General features: G+C 59.7%; 16 protein-coding genes. 3 read left to right on the top strand and 13 right to left on the bottom strand.

Going from position 1 to position 19,363, the window contains the following annotated elements; genetic code table 11:
- Nucleotides 1-2 precede the first annotated feature (2 nt).
- The 6 genes from EOA38_RS02810 to EOA38_RS02785 form a co-directional block, all read right to left on the bottom strand.
- Complete coding sequence (locus EOA38_RS02810; RefSeq protein ID WP_126091643.1) at nucleotides 3-1,265, bottom strand: polysaccharide biosynthesis/export family protein; 1,263 nt, start codon at nucleotides 1,263-1,265, stop codon at nucleotides 3-5.
- A complete protein-coding gene (locus EOA38_RS02805; protein WP_126091642.1) occupies nucleotides 1,252-2,520 on the bottom strand; it encodes a hypothetical protein in 1,269 nt (422 codons plus the stop codon). Before EOA38_RS02805 ends, EOA38_RS02810 begins: the two co-directional genes overlap by 14 nt.
- Nucleotides 2,517-3,521: an SDR family NAD(P)-dependent oxidoreductase gene (locus tag EOA38_RS02800; protein WP_126091641.1), complete on the bottom strand. Its 1,005-nt coding sequence runs from the start codon at nucleotides 3,519-3,521 to the stop codon at nucleotides 2,517-2,519. Before EOA38_RS02800 ends, EOA38_RS02805 begins: the two co-directional genes overlap by 4 nt.
- A gap of 66 nt (nucleotides 3,522-3,587) precedes the next feature.
- On the bottom strand, nucleotides 3,588-4,190 hold the full coding sequence (locus EOA38_RS02795) for a sugar transferase (RefSeq protein ID WP_245464863.1): 603 nt from the start codon (nucleotides 4,188-4,190) through the stop codon (nucleotides 3,588-3,590).
- A gap of 68 nt (nucleotides 4,191-4,258) precedes the next feature.
- On the bottom strand, nucleotides 4,259-5,395 hold the full coding sequence (locus EOA38_RS02790) for a DegT/DnrJ/EryC1/StrS aminotransferase family protein (protein WP_126091639.1): 1,137 nt from the start codon (nucleotides 5,393-5,395) through the stop codon (nucleotides 4,259-4,261).
- Between the two features lie 42 nt (nucleotides 5,396-5,437).
- Complete coding sequence (locus tag EOA38_RS02785; protein WP_126095724.1) at nucleotides 5,438-6,160, bottom strand: NDP-sugar synthase; 723 nt, start codon at nucleotides 6,158-6,160, stop codon at nucleotides 5,438-5,440.
- A gap of 457 nt (nucleotides 6,161-6,617) precedes the next feature.
- Here EOA38_RS02785 and EOA38_RS02780 point away from each other — a divergent pair, with 457 nt between their 5' ends.
- Nucleotides 6,618-7,274, top strand: coding sequence for a response regulator transcription factor (locus EOA38_RS02780; protein WP_126091638.1), 657 nt, complete (start codon nucleotides 6,618-6,620; stop codon nucleotides 7,272-7,274).
- 104 nt (nucleotides 7,275-7,378) lie between these two features.
- Here the strand turns inward: EOA38_RS02780 and EOA38_RS02775 are convergent, their stop codons facing one another.
- Nucleotides 7,379-9,028 (bottom strand): PAS domain S-box protein, encoded by a 1,650-nt coding sequence (locus EOA38_RS02775; RefSeq protein WP_245464862.1) that lies wholly within the window; start codon nucleotides 9,026-9,028, stop codon nucleotides 7,379-7,381.
- 282 nt (nucleotides 9,029-9,310) lie between these two features.
- On the opposite strand from EOA38_RS02775, the gene EOA38_RS02770 reads away from it, so the two are divergent.
- Complete coding sequence (locus EOA38_RS02770) at nucleotides 9,311-10,009, top strand: helix-turn-helix transcriptional regulator (protein ID WP_126091636.1); 699 nt, start codon at nucleotides 9,311-9,313, stop codon at nucleotides 10,007-10,009.
- 334 nt (nucleotides 10,010-10,343) lie between these two features.
- Here the strand turns inward: EOA38_RS02770 and EOA38_RS02765 are convergent, their stop codons facing one another.
- The 4 genes from EOA38_RS02765 to EOA38_RS02745 form a co-directional block, all read right to left on the bottom strand.
- Entirely contained in the window at nucleotides 10,344-11,456 is a 1,113-nt protein-coding gene (locus tag EOA38_RS02765; RefSeq protein ID WP_245480736.1) for a glycosyltransferase family 2 protein, read from the bottom strand.
- On the bottom strand, nucleotides 11,437-12,693 hold the full coding sequence (locus EOA38_RS02760; RefSeq protein WP_245480735.1) for a lipopolysaccharide biosynthesis protein: 1,257 nt from the start codon (nucleotides 12,691-12,693) through the stop codon (nucleotides 11,437-11,439). Before EOA38_RS02760 ends, EOA38_RS02765 begins: the two co-directional genes overlap by 20 nt.
- 476 nt (nucleotides 12,694-13,169) lie before the next feature.
- Nucleotides 13,170-13,952 (bottom strand): AAA family ATPase, encoded by a 783-nt coding sequence (locus EOA38_RS02750; protein ID WP_127298378.1) that lies wholly within the window; start codon nucleotides 13,950-13,952, stop codon nucleotides 13,170-13,172.
- Nucleotides 13,949-14,179 carry a hypothetical protein gene (locus EOA38_RS02745; protein ID WP_189434409.1) on the bottom strand — a complete coding sequence of 77 codons (231 nt, stop codon included), beginning with the start codon at nucleotides 14,177-14,179 and terminating at the stop codon, nucleotides 13,949-13,951. The genes EOA38_RS02750 and EOA38_RS02745 overlap by 4 nt, the downstream gene beginning before the upstream one ends.
- Nucleotides 14,180-14,712: 533 nt before the next feature.
- Here EOA38_RS02745 and EOA38_RS02740 point away from each other — a divergent pair.
- Nucleotides 14,713-15,744 carry a class I SAM-dependent methyltransferase gene (locus tag EOA38_RS02740; protein WP_127298376.1) on the top strand — a complete coding sequence of 344 codons (1,032 nt, stop codon included), beginning with the start codon at nucleotides 14,713-14,715 and terminating at the stop codon, nucleotides 15,742-15,744.
- Nucleotides 15,745-15,915: 171 nt separating this feature from the next.
- Here the strand turns inward: EOA38_RS02740 and EOA38_RS02735 are convergent, their stop codons facing one another.
- Nucleotides 15,916-18,132: an exopolysaccharide transport family protein gene (locus tag EOA38_RS02735; protein WP_127298375.1), complete on the bottom strand. Its 2,217-nt coding sequence runs from the start codon at nucleotides 18,130-18,132 to the stop codon at nucleotides 15,916-15,918.
- Nucleotide 18,133: 1 nt separating this feature from the next.
- On the bottom strand, nucleotides 18,134-19,363 hold a 1,230-nt coding region (locus EOA38_RS02730; RefSeq protein ID WP_245480734.1), incomplete at its 5' end, for an asparagine synthase C-terminal domain-containing protein.

The following is a 19,363-nucleotide window of genomic DNA, read 5'->3' as shown; positions in this document are numbered from 1 at the left end:
GCCTACTGGACCGCCGCGCTTTCGAGTTCACTGCTGAACTTGACCTCGATCGTATCGCCAGGCGACACATCGGCGTCTTCGTCGGCAGGTTCCTTGCGCCATTGCCCATCGATCTTGCGAATGACCGTCATCTGAGCCCTGACGGTTTCGCCGGCGATCGACAAAGGCGCGGCGGTTGCGCCCTGGGGCTGCAGCTTTTGGCTCGCGGCGCGAAGTCTTGTGCCGATGTCGGCCAGCCGGACCTCGGTGTCCCGCAATTCGTTCAGCAAACCGATACGCCTTTGGTTCTCGTTGCGCTCGAGCTGCCTGGCAAAATCATCCTGCTGGCGCCGCGTTCTCATGAGCTCGACCGATGTTTCCAGCGCCCGGCTGGACGAAAGCAGGACAGCGCGCCGAACATCGGCGAGCCGGTTGTTCGTCAGATTCCCGGCCTTGAACAGCTTGGTGACCTGCTCCAGGTCGTCCTCATCGGCCTTCACTCCGTCCGCTTCATCCTGCGCGCGCTTCAGCAGCGCTTCGACCTGCGTGGCGGCATCCTTGGCGCCTTTTTCGACAAAGCTCTGCTCTTGCTGGAAATTGTCCAGGGAGAGCTTGAGCGCTTCCGCTTCGGCTTTCGCTATTCCCGCAGCGAGCGCGGGAGAAAGGGGCGATCCTTGCGGAGGCTGCATGTCGAAGCTTGCCTGTTTGTCGAGTTCGGCACGCAGGCGCGCGCTGTGGAAGTAGTCCCTGGTGTATTCTCCCCAGATCATCTCATAGTCGCGTCGGAGATCCGTCGGATCCGGTCCTGCCTGGTTGCCCCGCGCCCGCAGGAGGCTGAAACCGCCAGCCACCGCGATCGCCTGTCGTACGGTCATGAGCGGACGATAGGCCTGCTGTCCCGGTGTAAGCACATCGCCGGTTACATAGATGGGACGATACTCGGCGATGATCGCCGTCACGTCGCTCGGCCTGACGACCGCCATCTGTTCGCGGCCGTCGGACATGCGGATGTGAAAGATCTTGGTCGGCAGAATCGTTTGCATGCGCGCCTGCAATTCGGGCGGCGTCAGACCGCCGACCGAGACCGCGCCGGCATCGGGAAGCACGATCGTGCCGTCCATCTGGACAACCGCGCGCTGGGTCCGGTCGGGAATGGAGGTTATCCCGATCTCGACCGTATCGCCCGGTGAAATCCGGTAGGCGCTCGATGTATCGGCCGCGGCAGCCATCGGCGCGGTGCCCAGGACCGCAAGAACCGCAAGGAAGAACCGGCTAAGGTCGGTCATTGGCAACAACCTCCTTCGGATTTTGTTGTTCGCCCCAGTCGAGGCGCGCGACGAACTCGTAGACCGGGCCGCCCGGCGTGCCCCAGTTGCTCGACCAGATCACCTGGGAGCCATCCGGAGAAGGCGAGGCATGCGTCTCGCTCCAATAGTCGGAGGGAGGGTTTCGCGTCTGCACGATACGACGGATGGCGCCCCTGCCATCGATGCGGAGCGCGATGACTTCTCGCGCATAGGGAGCCCAGCCCGGATTGGCCGAGACCTCGTCCGGATCGCCGCCATAGCTCAGGAATACCCAATCGCCCCTGGCCAGGGCGCGGGTCGATGCATGTTCCGCCTGGCCGTAAGCTGTAAGCGAAGTCGCCTTCCCGTCCGAAAGCCTGCGCTTGATGATCTGGAACTTGTCTGGACTGGATTTGCTGATGCCGACATAGACTTCGCTGCCGTCCTCGTCGACCGTCAGATCCCCGTGACCGGGCCGATGATGGTCCGTCCATCTCTGCCGCAAGGTGCCGTCAACCGCGAAAATCGCTCTTTGCTCGGTACCGTCCACCAGGTTCTGGAAGCACAGGATATACGCTCCGAGCGGGGAGATCGTGCAGGAACTGGTCGTTCCGGGAACCTGAGCAAGGTCGATGTCTGGGAATTTCAGCCGCTGGTTCAGATCATAGGCGAAAACAACGTCCGTGCCGTCCTTGCGGACCGCCCGGACCGCGATGCGGCTACCGTCCCGGCTGGGATTGCCCTTCGATGGGCCGAATCGCAGATCGTGATACGCCGTGGAGGTGAACAGGATCTCTTCCTGGTTCGTCCGTGGTGCCCAGGTCGAAATCGTCCGGCCTTGAACGCAGATCATCAGCTCGGCGTTTCGAGGGTGCCACTCGCACTCTCCCCCTCTCTTACGACTGAACAGCGCCACATAGGTATGCCCGTCGAGAAAGCACATTCCATTGCAGCCGTTGTCGAGGAGGAGCAATGTCTGGTCTGCGTTCCAGGCTTGAGCGCTCGAATAGCGATGGCTGCAATATTTGGGACCGCAAACGACACCATTTCCAAGAACCCCGGGCTTGGTTATGCGAACGAAGCTTGTGCCGAAGGCCGGGTCGGTCGCTGGGCGAAGATAGTCAGGCAGATCCATCCCCACGGGCGCCACGAAGCCGGTGGATGTGTTGCTTCCTTGACCGCCGGCCGTCCGCAGGTTCAGCAGCGCGGCAACGCAAACCAGCAGCAACACGGCAACAAGCGGGGGAAGCCTCATGTCATGTAACCCATCTCATGACGTACAAGGCCCGCGCGGAGGCGTGTCCGCCACCACGCAATGGTTCGGCCCAAGCCTTCGCGAAGACCGGTCTGCGCCCTCCATCCCGTTGCGGTCTCAAGCCGGGACGAATCCGCCAGCAGCGCCCGGACCTCGGAATTCTGCGGCCGCAGCCGCCCTTCGTCGCGATGAACCGGCTTGTTGGAGCCGCTCAAGTCGAGCACCAGGTCCAACACGTCCGATATAGTCACCGCACGTTGGCTTCCGGCATTGTAGGCATGGCCGAATTCGAGTTCGGCCGAGCCGGCTGCGAGGAAGGCCGCCGCGGTGTCCTCGACGAAGGTGAGGTCGCGGACCGGGCTGGTATCACCCACCATGATGGCTGGGCATTTCGGGTCGAGGGCCTGCCTGATGATCGTCGGCACGATTGCCCGTTCGCTCTGTCGCGGTCCGAACGTGTTGAAGGGACGCAGCACGACGACGGGCACGCCGAAGGATCGAGCATAGGACTCCGCCATCATGTCGGCTCCGATCTTGGAGGCCGAGTATGGCGATTGTCCCTGCAGCGGGTGGGATTCGCTGATCGGCATGCTGAGGGCGGTGCCGTAGACCTCGCTGGTGGAGGTGTGCACGACACGCTCGGTGTCCCACTGGCGCGCCGCCTCCAGGACGTTGACGGTGCCCATAACGTTGGTCTCCACATATGACTGGGCAGCCGCATAGGAATATGGAATGGCGATCAGTGCCGCGAGATGAAAGACAACGGCTTGGCCACGCACGATCCTGTTCAGGAACGCGCTGTCGCGAACGTCGCCGCGCAGGAGTTTCAGCTGATTTCGGATATCGTCCGGCAGATCATCCAGCCACCCGTGACTGTCGAACGAGTTATAGAGGGCCAATGCGGTCACGTCAGCGCCGCCGCGAACCAGCGCTTCGGTCAGGTGCGATCCGATGAATCCATCCGCGCCCGTGACCAGGACTCTCTTTCCCTCGTAGGTCATGACTATATAACCCTCGCATCACCCAAGCGCTGACTTGCGAATGCCGCTGACGACCATGCGAAACGCTCACCTATCCATTGAACGCGACAAGCCAAGGCCAAGAAGAACGAAGACACCGCGGATGACGAGTGCAGCGTCCGACGCCATCGTTCGCCGGCCATAGTAGGAGAGATCTATCCTGGCTTTTGCCGGGAACAGGACTTCCTTGTAGAAAAGCGTCGGCTCTATGCCGCGAGGATAGAAAAGGGCCTCGCGGCGGAACATGATTTGAGCAGGGCCGAGCAATCCTGGCTTATATTGCAGAACGGCTTCATAGCCGTCCCTGAAACACTCGGCGAAAGCGAGGCTCTCCGGCCTCGGACCGACTATTGCCATTTCGCCTTTCAGGACGTTCCACAACTGCGGCAGTTCATCGAACTTGGTGAGGGCGAGGATCCTGCCCACAGCGGTCATGCGCAGGTCATTGTCGAGGGTCAGCGCGAGGCCGCCGGAATCGCAGCGCGGATCGAATTTTCGAAACTTGTACATATGGAAGAGCCGGCCGCCGGCGCCTATGCGGGGCTGCACGAAAAGCACAGGCCGGCCGCCTTCGAGCAGCAGCACGAGCGCAATTGTCAGCATCAGCGGGGATAGGACGACGATGCCGACGGACGCGGCAATGATATCCATCGCGCGCCTGCCGAATCCGTGGCGCGCGCGTGTCATTGCAGGCCGGTGAATGGGCAGGTCGAATGCATTCATGCGACGGCCCCCGCCCGAGCGCCGCCATTGAGGGCTGATGCCAGGGCATCCACGACCGCCTCCGCGACGGGAGATGTGATCTGCGGATGGAGTGGAATGGTCAGCTCACGCTCGGCGAAATCCTCGGTACGCGGTAGGTGGACCCCTGGGTAACGCTCCCGATACAGCGTCATTTGATGCACGGGAGGATAGTGGATTGTGGTCTGTATGCCCTGCGCACGCAGCTCGTCGATGACATCTTGCCTGTTGACGTAGCGAGGCAAGAGGATCGGCATGATGTGATAGGCGGAGGTGCGAGGTTCGCAAAACGGGATCGTCACGGTCGGACAGCGCATGGCGATAAGGCGCCGATACAGCACAACGAGGATGCGCCTGACCTCATTCCACTCCTGCAGATTGCGCAGCTGAACCAAACCGATCGCGGCCCTCATTTCATCCATGCGGTAGTTGAAGCCCAGCATGGTCACGTCATATTGCGGCGTGCGGCTGTTCAATCTCTGGCGGGTTCCGGTGGTCATGCCGTGCCCACGGGCCTGGCGGATCGTCTCACGCAGGTTGGGGTCCCTCGTGACGACCGCCCCACCTTCGGCGGTGGTCATGTTCTTGTTGCCATAGAAGCTGAATGCCGCTCCGGCACCAAACGTGCCCACCTCCTTCAGTCCGGGAGCATGCGCGGCGTCCTCGATGATGTAGAGGCCTCGTACGTTTGCGAATGTCTGCCATTCTTCCTTGTTGGCAAGATAACCTGCAAAATGGACGAGGATCACGGCCCGGGTGCGGGGCGTGCAGCGCGCCTCCGCTTCCGCGACCGACATCAGCGGCACGTCTTCGGATTCTATGTCGACGAAGACTGGCGTGGCACCGACATAAAGGACCGCGTTCACGGTCGCCACGAAAGTCAATGAAGGCACCAGGACCTCGTCACCGGGTCCAATCCCAAGTCCGTAGAGGATCAGGTGAAGCGCTGCGGTGCAGGAGTTCACCGCGACGCAGTCTTCGACGCCGTGCATTGCGGCGAATGCCTCTTCAAACGCTCGAACACGCTCGCCCATCGTCAGCCAGCCGCTGTCAATCACTTTGGATAAAGCAGCCTTCTCTGGTACACCCAGCACGGGGGCACTAACCAAGAGCATCCCAACCTCCCGGTGATTTTTCACGTGTGTCGATAAGCGCCTTCACGCCGCGGCGGCGGCGACCTCGATGGATGCCGACTGCTCCTCCCAGGATGTCGCCTGCGCTTTCTGAAAATCCTCGACGCGGCCGATGTCCAGCCAGAGACCTTCGTGCTTGTAGACGTGCACGACCTGTCCATCTTGAAGCATTTGCAGCATGAGATCATCGAACCCGAAGGGGATGCCCGATGGAATGAACTGCAGAACGCCTGGATTCATGCAATATATTCCCATGCTTACCAGGTGCGAGAGCGCAGGCTTCTCGCGGAACACCCGGACTGTGTCGTTGACCTCGTCGATGACGCCGAAATCCATCTTGGTGATACGCGAAGCGGTCGCGATCGTGACCAAATCGTTGTGCGCCTTGTGCGTCGCCACGAACCGACTGAGGCTCAGGTCGGTGAGCACGTCGCCGTTGAGGACAAGAAACGGTTCATCCAGTTCGTCCCTGATCAAGGAGAGCGGGCCGATGGTCCCGAGCGGTTCCATCTCCTGGGTGTAGCGGATCTTGAGGTTCCATTGCGAACCGTCGCCGCAGACACTGCGGATCAGATGGCCGAGGTAGCCGGTTGTGACATAGACGTTTTCGATGCCGTTGCGCCGCAGCCATTTCAGCAGCAATTCAAGCACCGGCCGGGCGCCGATCGGCATCAGAGGTTTGGGCAATACCGATGTGAATGGCCGAAGCCGCGTACCCATTCCACCGCATTGAATAACCGCTTTCATACGATCCTCCGTGCGTACTCGGCCGACACGACCAATGATCAACCCTATCGTCCGGCAGGATGAACGCGACCGATGGCCTGCCGGACATGCCTCGACTTCATGGCCGGGAAATTACGCCGTGGCCGGTGGCCTGTCGTCGTGCGTTCGAATGGCGCTCCGGACGCTGCTCAAAGCTGCACGGATTGGAGCCCGGATGGCGAGACTTGTCGCTCGGCGTCCAAGCTCGTCCGCCCGCAGGCACCGACGGACCAAGGTCCGACTTGAATCATGGTAAACGGGGAGTAAGCTTTTCTGCCGCCGGATGGGTACATCAGACTGGCGATTGAGTGTGAAGCGGGCATTGTTGGGGACCGGCTAACCACAGGTTATGGATCGCCTCAGAATTCGTATTGGGCAGAACAACGCTCTGGGCGATTGCCGTTAGCCCCCCAATGGGCAGTGTGTGCGTTGGGGTAAAATGTACAAGATCGTCATCGCCGATGATCACGGCCTCTACCGGCGTGGCCTGCGGTTGGCTTTGACCGCCGGCATTGATGGCGTCGATATCTTTGAGGCGACGTGTTTCGATGCCGTCGTTGGCCTTCTTGCCGAACACAAGCCCGTCAGCCTCGCGATGCTTGACCTCAACATGCCGGGGCTCTTCACTCAAGAAGTGCTTGGCGACGTCCTGGCGACCTATCCGGACACACGGTTTGCGATTGTTTCCGGAAACGATTCACGATCCGAAATACTGACCGCTCTCTCGGTGGGGCTGCACGGTTATATCGTGAAATCGCAGAGCGATGAGGAGGTCGTGCTGGCGGTCAAGGAAATCCTCTCAGGTCGAATCTACGTGCCGGCGCTGCTGTCCCGGAACTCCGGGAGCCGAGAGCACATGTTGGAGATCCCGCACGGGAACAGTGCCGGTGCCGGCGCCCTGGAAAGGCTCACGTCGCGACAGAAGGATGTTCTGAGGCTGATGGCTGAAGGATACTCGAACAAGGAAATCGCGCGAGATCTCGATATCGCCGAGGCGACGACGAAGATTCATGCCGCCGCGATCATGCGGGAGCTGGGGGTTCGAAATCGCACGGAAGCGGCGGTTTTGATCAAGACCTGGTTGGGGCCGATGTGAACCAATGCATGTCGCCCAAAAGTGTGCAGCGGTTTTGGGAAAACGACATGCATAAAAACAAAGATTTAAAGCGCGTCGCTCAAATCCGTTTCAACGTGACGCGCTTAGCCTTGGATCTCCTTCGGCGACAGCCGGAGAGAGTACCGCAACCCATCCTCCCGCATTTCGAATTTTGAGGAATGCCCTAAAAGGGGTGCTCCGTCGACTCCCAGAACCATTGATCCGAAGCCCTGGCGCTTGATCGGAGCGATGCGTCTGCTCCCTGTTTCGATCCAATCAAATACGACCTCGTCGCCTGCCTTCCCTGAGACGAAATCCCATCGCACCTCGATCTTGCCGTGCGAGTCGCCGAGCACCCCATGCTTTATCGAATTGGTGGTGAGTTCGTGGACGATCATTGCAAAACTCTCAGCCGCCCCGCCTGAAATCTTGATCTCCGGGCCCGTAACCGTTGTCTTGCCTGCTTCCGAGAAGGGCCGAAGTTCCTGAGCGACCAGATCATGAATGGTGGACGATGCATCGGCGCTGTTCGTGAGCAGCATATGCGTCACCTCGAGCGCGCGAATTCGCTCGATGAGCGTTTCCTTGAATTTGACGAGGTTGCCGTCCGGCGCATTGACCATCTTCACTATGGCCGTGATGACAGCAAACAAGTTGCTGGACCTATGGCGCTGTTCGAGCATCAGCCCTTCTTGCTTTCTGATCGCCGCACGCAACAGCGTCGTTTGCCGTCGCTCGGTCAAATCCGCTGCGATGCCAGTCCGTTGATTGCGGCCGTTCTGGTTTTCCTCGCGTCCCCGCAAGGCGATCCAACGGATTTGACCGTCCGGCCGCTTGATACGGACCTCAACGTCATAATTGGCTCCAGGACGATCCTTCCTTGGAGGCGATGCGATTTTCGCCCAGTCCGCTTGGTGTACGATTGCCGACATATCCCCCAAGGGACGAAGCGCAGCCGGCTGCAGCCCTAAAATCTCCCAAAATTTGTTTGAGCCCGAGATGACCTTTTCGCCATACTCTATTCGCCACATGCCCAGCCTGCCGGCAGATAGCGCGAGGTCCAGCCACTCCCTCTGAGCCACAAGCGCTTCACGAGCCGATCGTTGTTCCGTAATGTCGTCGACGACCATGAACAGACTGTCGAGCGGCGACGTGTCCGGCGCGGACAAAGAAAGCGTGAGCCGGGCCCAGAACGTGCTGCCATCCTTTCTGATCAGGCGCATTTCTGAGCCGGACGACGGCGTCTCGGCACTCAGCCCCGCCAGCGACTTTTTGAACAAGTCACGATCGTCCGGATGGACAAACGCATCCATCTGCCGGCCAACAAGGTCATCCTCGGGGTAGCCCAGCAAGGCACCGAGGCGCCTGTTCGATCGCAGCACCTCACCTTTGTCGTTGGCGGTGGCAAAGCCCATGGCGGCTCGCTCAAAAACCCGGCGGTAACGCGACTCGGCAGCCTCGACGGCTGCGAGCTTGACGTCCAGCGACGCACGTAAGCTTTGCCTCGAACGGTCGAAAAGAAAGGCAATCATCCCGCCGGCAAGCAAAAGCAGAATGGCGCGTACCCATTCATCGGCAAAAGCCTGGCCATTCATGACGATCCGGGCACCCAAACCGGCAGCCGCCATCACAAGGGTCGATGCGATCGCAAGCCAGCGGTTCTCAAGGAAGGCAATGATAACGATCGCCGGGATGAATTCGAGAAAACCTGGGTCAACGGCACCCGTAAGGGAAACCCTTGCCTCGAAGAGCAATGTAGCGATCAGTATGGCCGTCGACGCTAGATGAGTTCGCGACAGGACTAGACCTCTTTCAGCACCTCATCCAACCTAACTACTACTTTCGGCTTAACCCGTCGAGCTTAGACCGTCGAACGCGCAATCTAGTACGTCTGCTCGCTTTCACACTCCAACGTCCCGGCCTATTGAGAATCAGCAGCCAAACCTTCCGATTATCGATCGTCAAGACGCACTTGTGTCGAAGCAGCGACTTGGCGTCAGGGCGCCGATAGCGGCGATGGGCGATAGGGGTGGTCAATGAACCTGGTCGATGGGCAGAACGACACACGATACAGCGCGCAACGTAGCATGTTGGAGGCGGGCTTTGGCGGCAGGCCAAAGACCTCGGTCTATGCTCAAGGCTCTGACCGCAAGGTCAGGCCGGTTCCGGTAAGCAGGTGCGAGCGGCCGGGGCTCGATTCGATAACCGGCATGCTCGAGCGCATAGGCTGTGGCTGGCTTGTTTTGAGCGAGTCGAAGAGGGTTCTCAAATGGAACGCGGCCGCTGAAACCATTCTTGACAGTTATGGGAATTCTCCGGATCGACACAGCGATCTGGCTGCGGCGCTGCGGAGTTTGATCGCCAGCGTGCCCGCTCATTTTATGCCCGGGACGTTGTCCTGGATCGTGATCCGCAGCGCTGGAGACCGGCCGGTTATCCTCAACGAAGAAGGGATCGTCACTCCCGACAGATCGATCATCCTCGCCCTCCTTGACCGCCAGCCGAGATCCGGGCCGAACCCTCAAACGCTGCAGAAAATGTTCGGCTTGACCGGCGCCGAAACGCATCTGGCATTGCGCTTGGCGAAAGGCGATGCCCCCCTGGAAATCGCCGAGCATTGTCAGCTTAGCCGGACGACGATCCGCACCCAGCTTGCCTCGCTCTTCGCGAAAACGGACACGAAGCGTCAGGCGGAACTGGTCGCTCTTTTAGGGCGGATTTCCGTGTTGCCTTAGGGCAACTCCAGGAAAAGTGCGAAACGCTTAATGCATGTCGCGCAAAAGTGTGCAGCGGTTTTGCGAAAACGACATGCATAAAAAAAAGACCTAAAGTGCGTCGCCTGGATCCATTTCAGCGCGACGCGCTTTAGGCGCGGCGACTTCGCCGTAGCCTCCGTCCGCAATTGCGTGGAAACAAATAGCCAGCGGTTCGGCGTTTTCGTGAAACGATGAGCCGCTCCAGACACAAGCGACGACTTCACTTTTCCTGGAATTGCTCTAGCGCCGGCCGTTGGCGCCGACGGCGCCTTCGCGATGGGCGGCCTGCCAGCTCGCGCCCAACCGATAGCGCTCAGCGTTTGCGGGTCTGCAACGGCCCGAGTGTCCGGCGTATCCTGAACAGGTATTCCCGAGCATATTGATTGGCTATTTTCATCACCGATGGACGAAGGATCTGCAGCGCATCCCGCATGGTTGTTCGCCAGGACTGATACCGGAGCCTGGCCGGGATGCGGGCAACCCGCAGCGCACGCAAAAGGGTCTCGGGATCAGGCAGCCCCTTCCTGTCCTCGATAAGACCCCAGTTGAGCTGCTTGACGGCAAGGGTTACCTCGTCCACGTCGTCGTAGCTCTTCGTCGTGGTGATGCTCGGGTGGCGTGTCGCGTCGTAGAAGATCAGCCCCTCATTGATGGCAACCATATCTCCGCAACGGGCAAGGTCCACGAAGAACAACTGGTCGACCCCGGCCGGGATTGATTTATGGGCGCGCATCAGGCACCCGGCGTGAATGATCGTAGCGTTGATCAAGAGCGTCGAGGGTATGATGCCAAGGCTCCTGGTCATGCGAACCAGATAAAGGTCCGTCAGGCACTGCTGGCTTGAATAGAGCGAAACCCGGTTTTGCTCCGGTGGATCCGAGCGCATGACCACCCGGCTCTCCTCGACGACATGCGCTGCGCAGGTCATGAACGCCGCCGACGGATGTTTTATCGAAATCTCGGCAAACCTCTTCAGGGCTCCCGGCGCCAACCAGTCGTCGTCATGCAGCAACTTGATCCACTTCCCCCTGCAGGCGAGCATGGCGTTGTTGGTGTTCTCCACCTGCCCTCGGCCTCGGTGATTTTCCACGATTCGAATGCGAGGGTCGGTTCGTGCATATTCTTGCAGGATGGGCCAACTCGCCCCCCCTCGTCCCTCGTCGTCGCTGACAACAAGTTCCCAGTTCGAGAAGTCTTGCCCCACAATGCTGTCAATGGTGCGCCGAATGGTGTCGGGCCGGCGAAAGGTTGGAACGGCAACTGAAATGAACGGGCGCAGTGCCGCAGCATCTGCAAAATGAGCGGCATCGTTCATGTCACGCGGACCGAGCCGCGACGAACCTGCCTCACCTTCTTTGCGCTCCGGGGAATCCGCTGGTGGCATAGCCCCTTCAGAGCGCGCGCCGCTATTCAATAGGAGCTTCATGGGCTCTTTCCTCGCGATGATATGAGCTCGGCAACGTCGGCCGCTCTGCGTTGCGCCTCAATAGGTAGACCGAGGCTGCGGCTCTGAGGGCAAAGCCGACTGTTCCGCCAGCCGCCATGAGATAGATGACGTCGATGGGCGCCCAACCCGCCTTCGCGCCGGCGAGCAACGGACCAAACACGAGCACCATCCGCGCGGCGTCGACGACGAGCCGCACTTCTTGTCGGCGCAGCAGAGCGGGAACCTCGCCGAGTGGCGTCGATAGTGCCTGCACGGCGCCCATGAACGCCAGCGCGGTCATGATCTGGGCGGTCGGGATCCAGGCCTCGCCCAGGAGGGGAACGACAAGGTAAGGGGCTGCCAGCCCGAGCGCCAGGATCGGCAATGCGGCGAGACCAGCGGCAAGTATCAGGAGGCCCCGCGCGATGCCAAGCAGATGGCCGCGATTGCCGTTCTTGTTCGCCTCGGCGACGAAGACGTTGCTGAGCGGCGTGGCGATCAGCACGATAGGCCCAGTTACGAGCCGTGCCGCGACACCGAGGTAACCGGCGAAAGCCGCGCCGAACAATGAACCGACGAGAATCGCCGGAAGATTGTTGATGGCATAACTGCCAAGGGTCGCGGGGATGTCGAACAACGGGAACTTGTATTCCCTCCTGGCCTTGTCGAGGACGCTCCGCCATGGCGCTCGGGCGATGCCGTGCAGGTCATTCCAACTCAGAATGCGGAGGCCCAGGAAAGCGAGAAAGATGAACTGGCTGAGGATGTGCGCATGCACCATCGCCTCCCCCCCCAGACGGGCAAAGCCGAAAACCAACTGCAGCAAGGCCATGGTCGCGGGCAAGATGAGACGGCCGACGGCGAAATCACGCAACAAGCCCGCGCGCAAGGCCCAGCAATTCATCGTTTCAACGAGTGCTGCGCCGCTCATCCCAATTGGAACGAGCCAGACCAGATGTCTGAGTTGGACAGGTGTAACGCTCGAAAGCACCTGCCCGGCCGCGAAGGTCAGCGCCCCGGTCACCAACACAGCCAGGAGAATTAGCTTGACCGTGACATAGGTCTGTTCGGCGTCCTTGACGCCGTACAGCGAAGGCTCGAAGCGCAGTGCTGCGACGGCGCCAAGTATGTTTACGGCCGAAAGATAGATCGTGAAGAGGCCGAAATCCGCGGGAGAATAGAGCCTGGCCAGTATCGGAATCGTGGCGACGAGGATGAGTTGCCCGACAATCGCCATCGCCGATACGCCACCCGCCGCTCGGACGATTTTGCCGATCGCGTTTGGAGGAAGATCGGCTCCTATTGCCCCCCCCCTGGATCTCAGAAAGTCGCTTTGGGACATGGCTCGCGATTCCAGAAGCGGCTGAGGATTGGGACAAAGAGCTTACGGTGCACACCGCGCCTCGCCATCATTCACCTGAATGACGCTGCCCGGCCGAGCACTCCGGCTGCCCGAATGAGACCGTTGGATTGCGAACCAGCAGCACAATTCTTGACACGCCTGCCCCTATCCCGCTCATCGGTTGGAACGATCAGCCTTGGCAACTCTCGAGCTAATGCATGTCGCGCAAAAGTGTGCAGCGGTTTTGCGAAAACGACATGCATAAAAACAAAGACCTAAAGCGCGTCGCCTGGATCCATTTCAGCGCAACGCGCTTTAGTGATCGCGACCGCACTGGGACGCGCGGACTTTCCGGAGTCAGGACCGCTGCCTCAGTTGGTGCTATCCACTGCGAATGCTGAAGTTACGTTTGGGGATCCGCCGCCGGATTCTATCATTTTGGCGACGATCTTGCGCTCGACGTCCTGAATGCTTTTCATTGTTGTGGGCTCGTTTGAAATGCCTACCGAAATAAATTCGCGGCCGGACACGGAAAGCAGCTCGCTGATTTTTTTGAAGATACCAAAGGAACCCATATTTACATCGAAATCGGCCTCAAAGAGGCGTTCCGCGGGAGGTTCGCGTTCCATGCGCCGGCGCAAACGTGTCGCAACGATCGGCCGCGGCACCACGACTCTAATGGTGATATCAGCTACGGGAACGTTGTTCAGCGCCGCTGCAAGGGCGGCTTTTCCCGCGGCTCCATTCAGCGATGCCAGCGACCCGATTGCCTGAACATACCCCTCATCGAAGATCACGATGTCTTCGGTGAACTTGGCCTGATCCCAAACAGAAGACATTTTCAGCAGCTGCTGCCAGATGCGGGCGCGCCAAAGTGCGCTTTTGGGTGGAATTGCCCTGACCATCAGCAGAGGTTTCGACAGGTCCTCAATGCCGTTTGGCGGAAAGAGAACCAATTTCATCGTGGACAACGTCGCCGAGACGATCCTCGCGACGAACAGGAAGACTCCGAAGTCGAGGGTTCCCGCCCGTTCGGCAGGCTGGTAGCTCCGCGCAACCTCAGCGTGGTATCCGTCCTCGCACAGGCGCTTGGCAAGGGCGTGAGCAAAGGTCGTCTTGCCCGAACCGGGCGGTCCGAAAAGCTCGATGATCACGAATTCAACACCCGATCATAATAGCCGCGCTTCACGGTTTTCGTGTAAGCAAAAGGTCCGCGCTGTTGCCAAATCGGAACTTGGCGTGCCGCTTGAAGCGCAGCCTTGCATTCGAGACAGTCCGCGCGTGCGAGAAGCCGCATCGTCGAGGCCGCAAGGATTGCTGACAAAGTCACCGAAGGACCGTAGAGCATTGCGACCAGAATGAGCTGGCCGGCGATCGCCATGGCCGATACCCCTCCAGCCGCGCAAACGATGGTGTCGATCGGGCTCCACGCAATATCGATGATTGCTTTCTCGGCCCTGGGAACAGAATGTCGCTGGCCCCTATCTGACATGAATTGGCGCTTCCGAAGAGGCAAAGTCATCACGGCAAGGAGAGCTTACGATGGGCGCAGGGCCTCGCCATCATTCACCTGAATGACCGGATTCGGCAGAGCGGCTGGATCATGAGTTCCGCTGCTCGATGCAAGTCATCGCAAAGGGGCTTTCATTCCGAGTATCGGCATCCGCCGATGCGCCCACGGAAACCGGCGCGAGGGTTCAACAATTGCGAACTTCCGGGCTGGCAGAAGGCGTCTCTCAACCTCGAGGCCTCTACCCTGCGCAGCATGAGGATTCATTGCGGCGCCACTCCGCCGAACGATGTCATTCAGATAAATGATGGTGACGTTCGGTCCCCATCGTAAGGTCACGTCAAGTGCATTTTGCCAATTCGGAATCGCGGCTTCGTGCGGTCAGGGCTTTAGGGACAAGCGTGATGACCATCTGTCCGGCGTGTGGCAGCAAATCAACTGCGAAATTGTTCGAAGTGACAGCCGACGAGGCCTCCCGACACTTCATTAATCCGCGGCAAGACCCCGAGCGCTCTCGAAAGCTGACGAGCCACCTCTCGGATCTCTGGGGCCGCGACGCCTGCGATATCCGCAAATGCTCAGATTGCGGATTCGGTTTCGCAGATCCCTTCGTCGCGGGCGGCATCGAATTTTATAACTTGGCCTGGGCGCACCCCTCCTATCCAACCATGAGATGGGAATATGCGCGAACAATCGTCGAGCTTACGGGCTTGAAGACCAAAGGAAAGACCGTTGTCGACGTAGGAGCCGGTTTCGGCTACTTTCTCGACCGCGTGAAGAATAAATTCTTCGACATCTCAGATATTTCTGCGGTCGACTATAACGAAGAATCGCAGTCCGTACTGTCCGCAAAAGGCTTCAAGACTTTTTCGAACGACGTTCGAGAGAGTAGCTTCGATTCTATGAGAGAGGCATTTGACTTTATTTGTTTGTTTCAAGTCTTTGAGCACATGGATCATGTGGATGACGTCTTCGATCGATTGAAATTCCTCTTAAGGCAGCAGGGCTCTGTATTCATTGCAGTGCCAAACGAAAACAGAACCTACTATATGGAATCCCACGGCTCCCTCATAGACATGCCACCAAACCACATCGGTCGCTGGACGAAAGAAGCGTTCGATGCCATGTGCCGGCGGCACGATCTGCAATTGACCAAATGTGAGCGAGAACCGTTCAACCTGCTTGGATTCCTCAAGCAAGACATCGTGAACAGCTATTTGCGCAAGGGCGAGAAACCAGGCACCCTGAGTGAATTCGTCCGCGCCCTGCCACGAAGCAAAGCTCAACGGATTGCGCAGGGTCTGACTGCGCTTGCGATTTCGCCGTCACGCTTGCCGGCGTGGGCATATGCGGTCAAGAACGCATCGACGCTGGGCGGGAACGCACTCTGGGCGAGGATCGACAAAGTCTCGTCGTCGGCGCTACGGCTCCATTAAGTCAAATAGCAACGAACCGCTTGCTGCGAATGAGTTGATCGGGCAGCCAAGCTGCAAGGACCACCACCCCGTTCGAGGACGGCCGCTCGGCGTATAGGCAGTGGCCCCAGGGCGATACTCGCGCCCGTTTCCTGCAATTATCGTTGCTTGAGGACGAGCCTGCAGCTCTCGTCATACCTTCTCGCGCAAGAGATCGGCGCTGTCGCCGAGCCGATATCCGGCATGCTTCTTGAGGTTCACCCGCGTAAGGACGCTCCCGACAGGTACCGAACTAGAATCGTCTCCCTGAAGCAGTTCCAGCACGCCACGGGCGACATGACGTTGCGTCTTCGCCCACCGGACTGCGAAAAGCACCACATCCGCCCATCCAGTGAGGAACCTGGCTTCCGGCCTCCCGAGCCCCGATGGTCCAATTATGATGACGACGCTATAAGCCGAGTGCAGATCCTCCATCACTTCGGACCCGTTCCCGCGGGACAGCAGAGTCAGCAGATCTTCCGAGGGACCGAGGGTCATTAGGTCGATTCCGACCTCAGGCATGCCGGTAACCGCATCCTCCAGGGCGCAGCGATTGCCCACATAGTCCGCGAAAGAATGGCGAGCCTTTGGTCCACTGAATTGATGCAGAAACTCGAGTGTAAGCTGCGCGCCCTTGGGTTCAAGATCGACCAGAAGGACTCGACCGCCCAGCCGCGTGGCCGCCAATGCCAGGCTCCATGCAAGTTCGGTCGCTCCATCTTCGGGCACGCTGGAGGTGATCAGCATGATGTGCGGCGAACGAACTCTCAGTTGATTTGGTGCCGCCGCGACGAGCAGGGATGTCACGGCACGGCTGTATCGAGACTCCTGCTGACCCAAAACCAGCTGCTGCAGCCGCTTCGCGTGTGTCGTTGGAGCCTGGGGTATCAATCCCAGGCACGGAACCCTGAGCGCTGTTTCAGCTTCGACCTCGCCGCGCAAAGTGCGGTCAAAGCGTTGGCGGACAAGTACCAGGATCCCTCCGATCAGGCCGAACAGAATCATACCCGGCGGAACGAGGAAAATTGGCGGAAGGGTTGTTGCATTCGTGGGCGGCCACGCCGCGGAAAGAATTCCGACGCCGGGGGAAGGACTTGCTATCCGCCGCTTTAGGTCCTGTTGCCGGGCCAACAGGTCATTGTATCGCTGCGTCAGGATGCTCACCTGCGGCTCGAGCGCGCGCAGTCCCGAGAGCCGCCCGGCTGTATCTGCCACGACCGCGTCGAGGACATTCTTACGATCTTCCAGAGCCCGTACCTGAGCCCGATAGATGTTCACCTCCGCGGCGATACGCGCGAGGCCGTGCTCGACCTCGCTGTCAATCGCTTTGCTCAGAACCTTGTCTGCCGGCGCGCCGGCCTGGCGAGCCGCCAGGTCGGCCAACTCAGGCGTGCCGATGGCTTCGACCAGCGAGGCGACTGGTGCGCCCTGCTTGCGAAGGTCCTCAATATGTTGAAGACGGGATTCCATCGCAGCGAGATCCGCTTTGGACATCGATATCTGCTGGGTGAGTTCGGCCGTCTCCTTGGCAGCGTTGTCCGCCGCACCCTGATCGACTGCGCCGTGACTCAGTCGATACCTCTCCAGACGATCAGTCGCTTCCGCGAGACTGTCTTGTATAGTCGGCAGTCCGGCGACTATCGAGTCGAGTTCCTGCCTGTCCGAAGCCTGACTTTTGGCTGTAAGATCGCCGATATAGACTTGGACGAACGTATTGGCCACCAGAGCGGCTCTCGCCGGATCAGGATCGGTAAAGCCGACGCTGATAACTCTGGATCTCAGTTCCTGTCCAATCCTTAAGCCCTCGCGCAGCACCTTGAGTTCAGCCGCATCTGGCTCCGCCGGCGTGCTTCGCGGCCAAAGTTTGGCCAGCAGATTGTTCAGGACCGAGCGCGATTTCGGCTCGACGCGATCAGTATCGAGAGGAGGGCTTCCGGTTCCATCACCAGGCTGATTTGCAGCATCGGCAGCGTCCATCTTGCGCAGCGCCGCCACTACGCTTCGCAAATGGCTTTGCGACGAGAGCATGGTGATATGGTCGTCCATGCTGGAGTCCAGCATATCCTGAGCAGAGATCAGACCGCCGGCGGGGGCTGCTCTGCTGGGTGCGTCGACGAACACCTGTGTCGTGGCTTCGTACAAAGGTGGACGGGCAAGGCCCGAAAGCGCGGCCAGGACACCTCCTGCGATGATCATGGCAAGCAGGAACCACCTTTTTCGCTGAAGGGTAACAACAAGCTGATGGACCGGTGTTTGCGTGTCCATCTGTTCGCGCAGCGGCCGTCTCAGACGCTGGTTGATTTCGCGTCCAGGCACCTGCATTTCAGTGGCATGCGGAAGATGGATGCGGCTGACTTTGGACCCTTCCATCTTATACTCCTGTAAGTTCGGGCACGCGAGAGAGCCCCGTTTCTGGCACTGATAGCCGCCTCGCATCGTTGTGCCAGGCCTGGAACATGAGAGCCGGCCACAATTCGCGAGAATGGTCGTGCCTGCCGTCGATGTGATCGCGCCAGCATGCATTCACCTTCGCAATGTCGAAGATCCCGTCGCCGGAACCGCGCATATCGGCGACAAGATCGTTGGCCCAGATGCGCAGCGGACCCCTCAGCCAGGCTGCAATGGGAACATCGAACCCTTGCTTCGGCCGGTCGATCAGCCGCTGCGGAACATAACGACGCAGCACGTGACGAAGGATCCACTTGCCGCCGCCATTGCGAACCTTCACGTTGGACGGAAGGCGCCAGGCGAATTCGACAACCCGGTGATCGAGCAGTGGACACCGTCCTTCAAGGCTGTTTGCCATGGTCGCGCGGTCCAGCTTCACCAGTATGTCGCTGGGCAAATAGCCGGCCATGTCGTCATACAGAATTCGGGACAACAACCCGTCAAGCTGTGGTGTGCCGTCGATCGATGCTGGCGGGCTGTGGCGAGCGAGGCTCCTGGTCGATGATCCCACCAACCGTCGATATAGCTCGTCTTCGTGAGTTGCGGTGAGCAACCCTGCGAGGCGATCGAGCCGGTCGCTCCGCAGCATATGGCGAATGTTTGCCGAAAGCGGCAGGCTGCGCATCAAATCCTTGCGCGCTGCACGGGCCAGCAGTCCCAGGCCCGCTGCCATCGTTCGCCGCAGTGCTAACGGGAGCCTTTCGTGACGTCTCAGCCGATCCGCCATGAAGTGGCGGCCGTAGCCGGCGAAGCACTCATCTCCACCGTCGCCCGACAGAGCCACTGTAACGTGCTGCCGGGCGAGCCGGGCCACCAGCAACGTTGGTATCTGAGATTCGTCGGCGAACGGTTCGTCCCATATCCGCGGCAACTCCGGAATGACGGCGCGCGCGGCGCTGGATGAAAGGTGAAGCTCTGTGTGGTCGGTGCCCAGATGTCTCGCGACCTCGGCTGCGTAAGGAGCTTCGTCAAAGCCACCTTCCCCGAAAGCGATGGTGAAGGTTCGCACCCGAGTTCTGGATTGAGCCTGCATCAAGGCCACGACGGTGGAGCTGTCGACACCGCCTGACAGAAAGGCACCCAACGGCACGTCGGCGACCATCCGTTCGCGAACGGCGAGCCGAAGCAGGTCATCCAGTTCGTCGGTTAGGTC

The sequence above is a fragment of the Mesorhizobium sp. M1E.F.Ca.ET.041.01.1.1 genome (assembly GCF_003997355.1).
Lineage (GTDB): Bacteria > Pseudomonadota > Alphaproteobacteria > Rhizobiales > Rhizobiaceae > Mesorhizobium.
The sequence above is the reverse complement of the archived record's forward strand: the minus strand, read 5'-3'. Positions and strand labels throughout refer to the sequence as shown.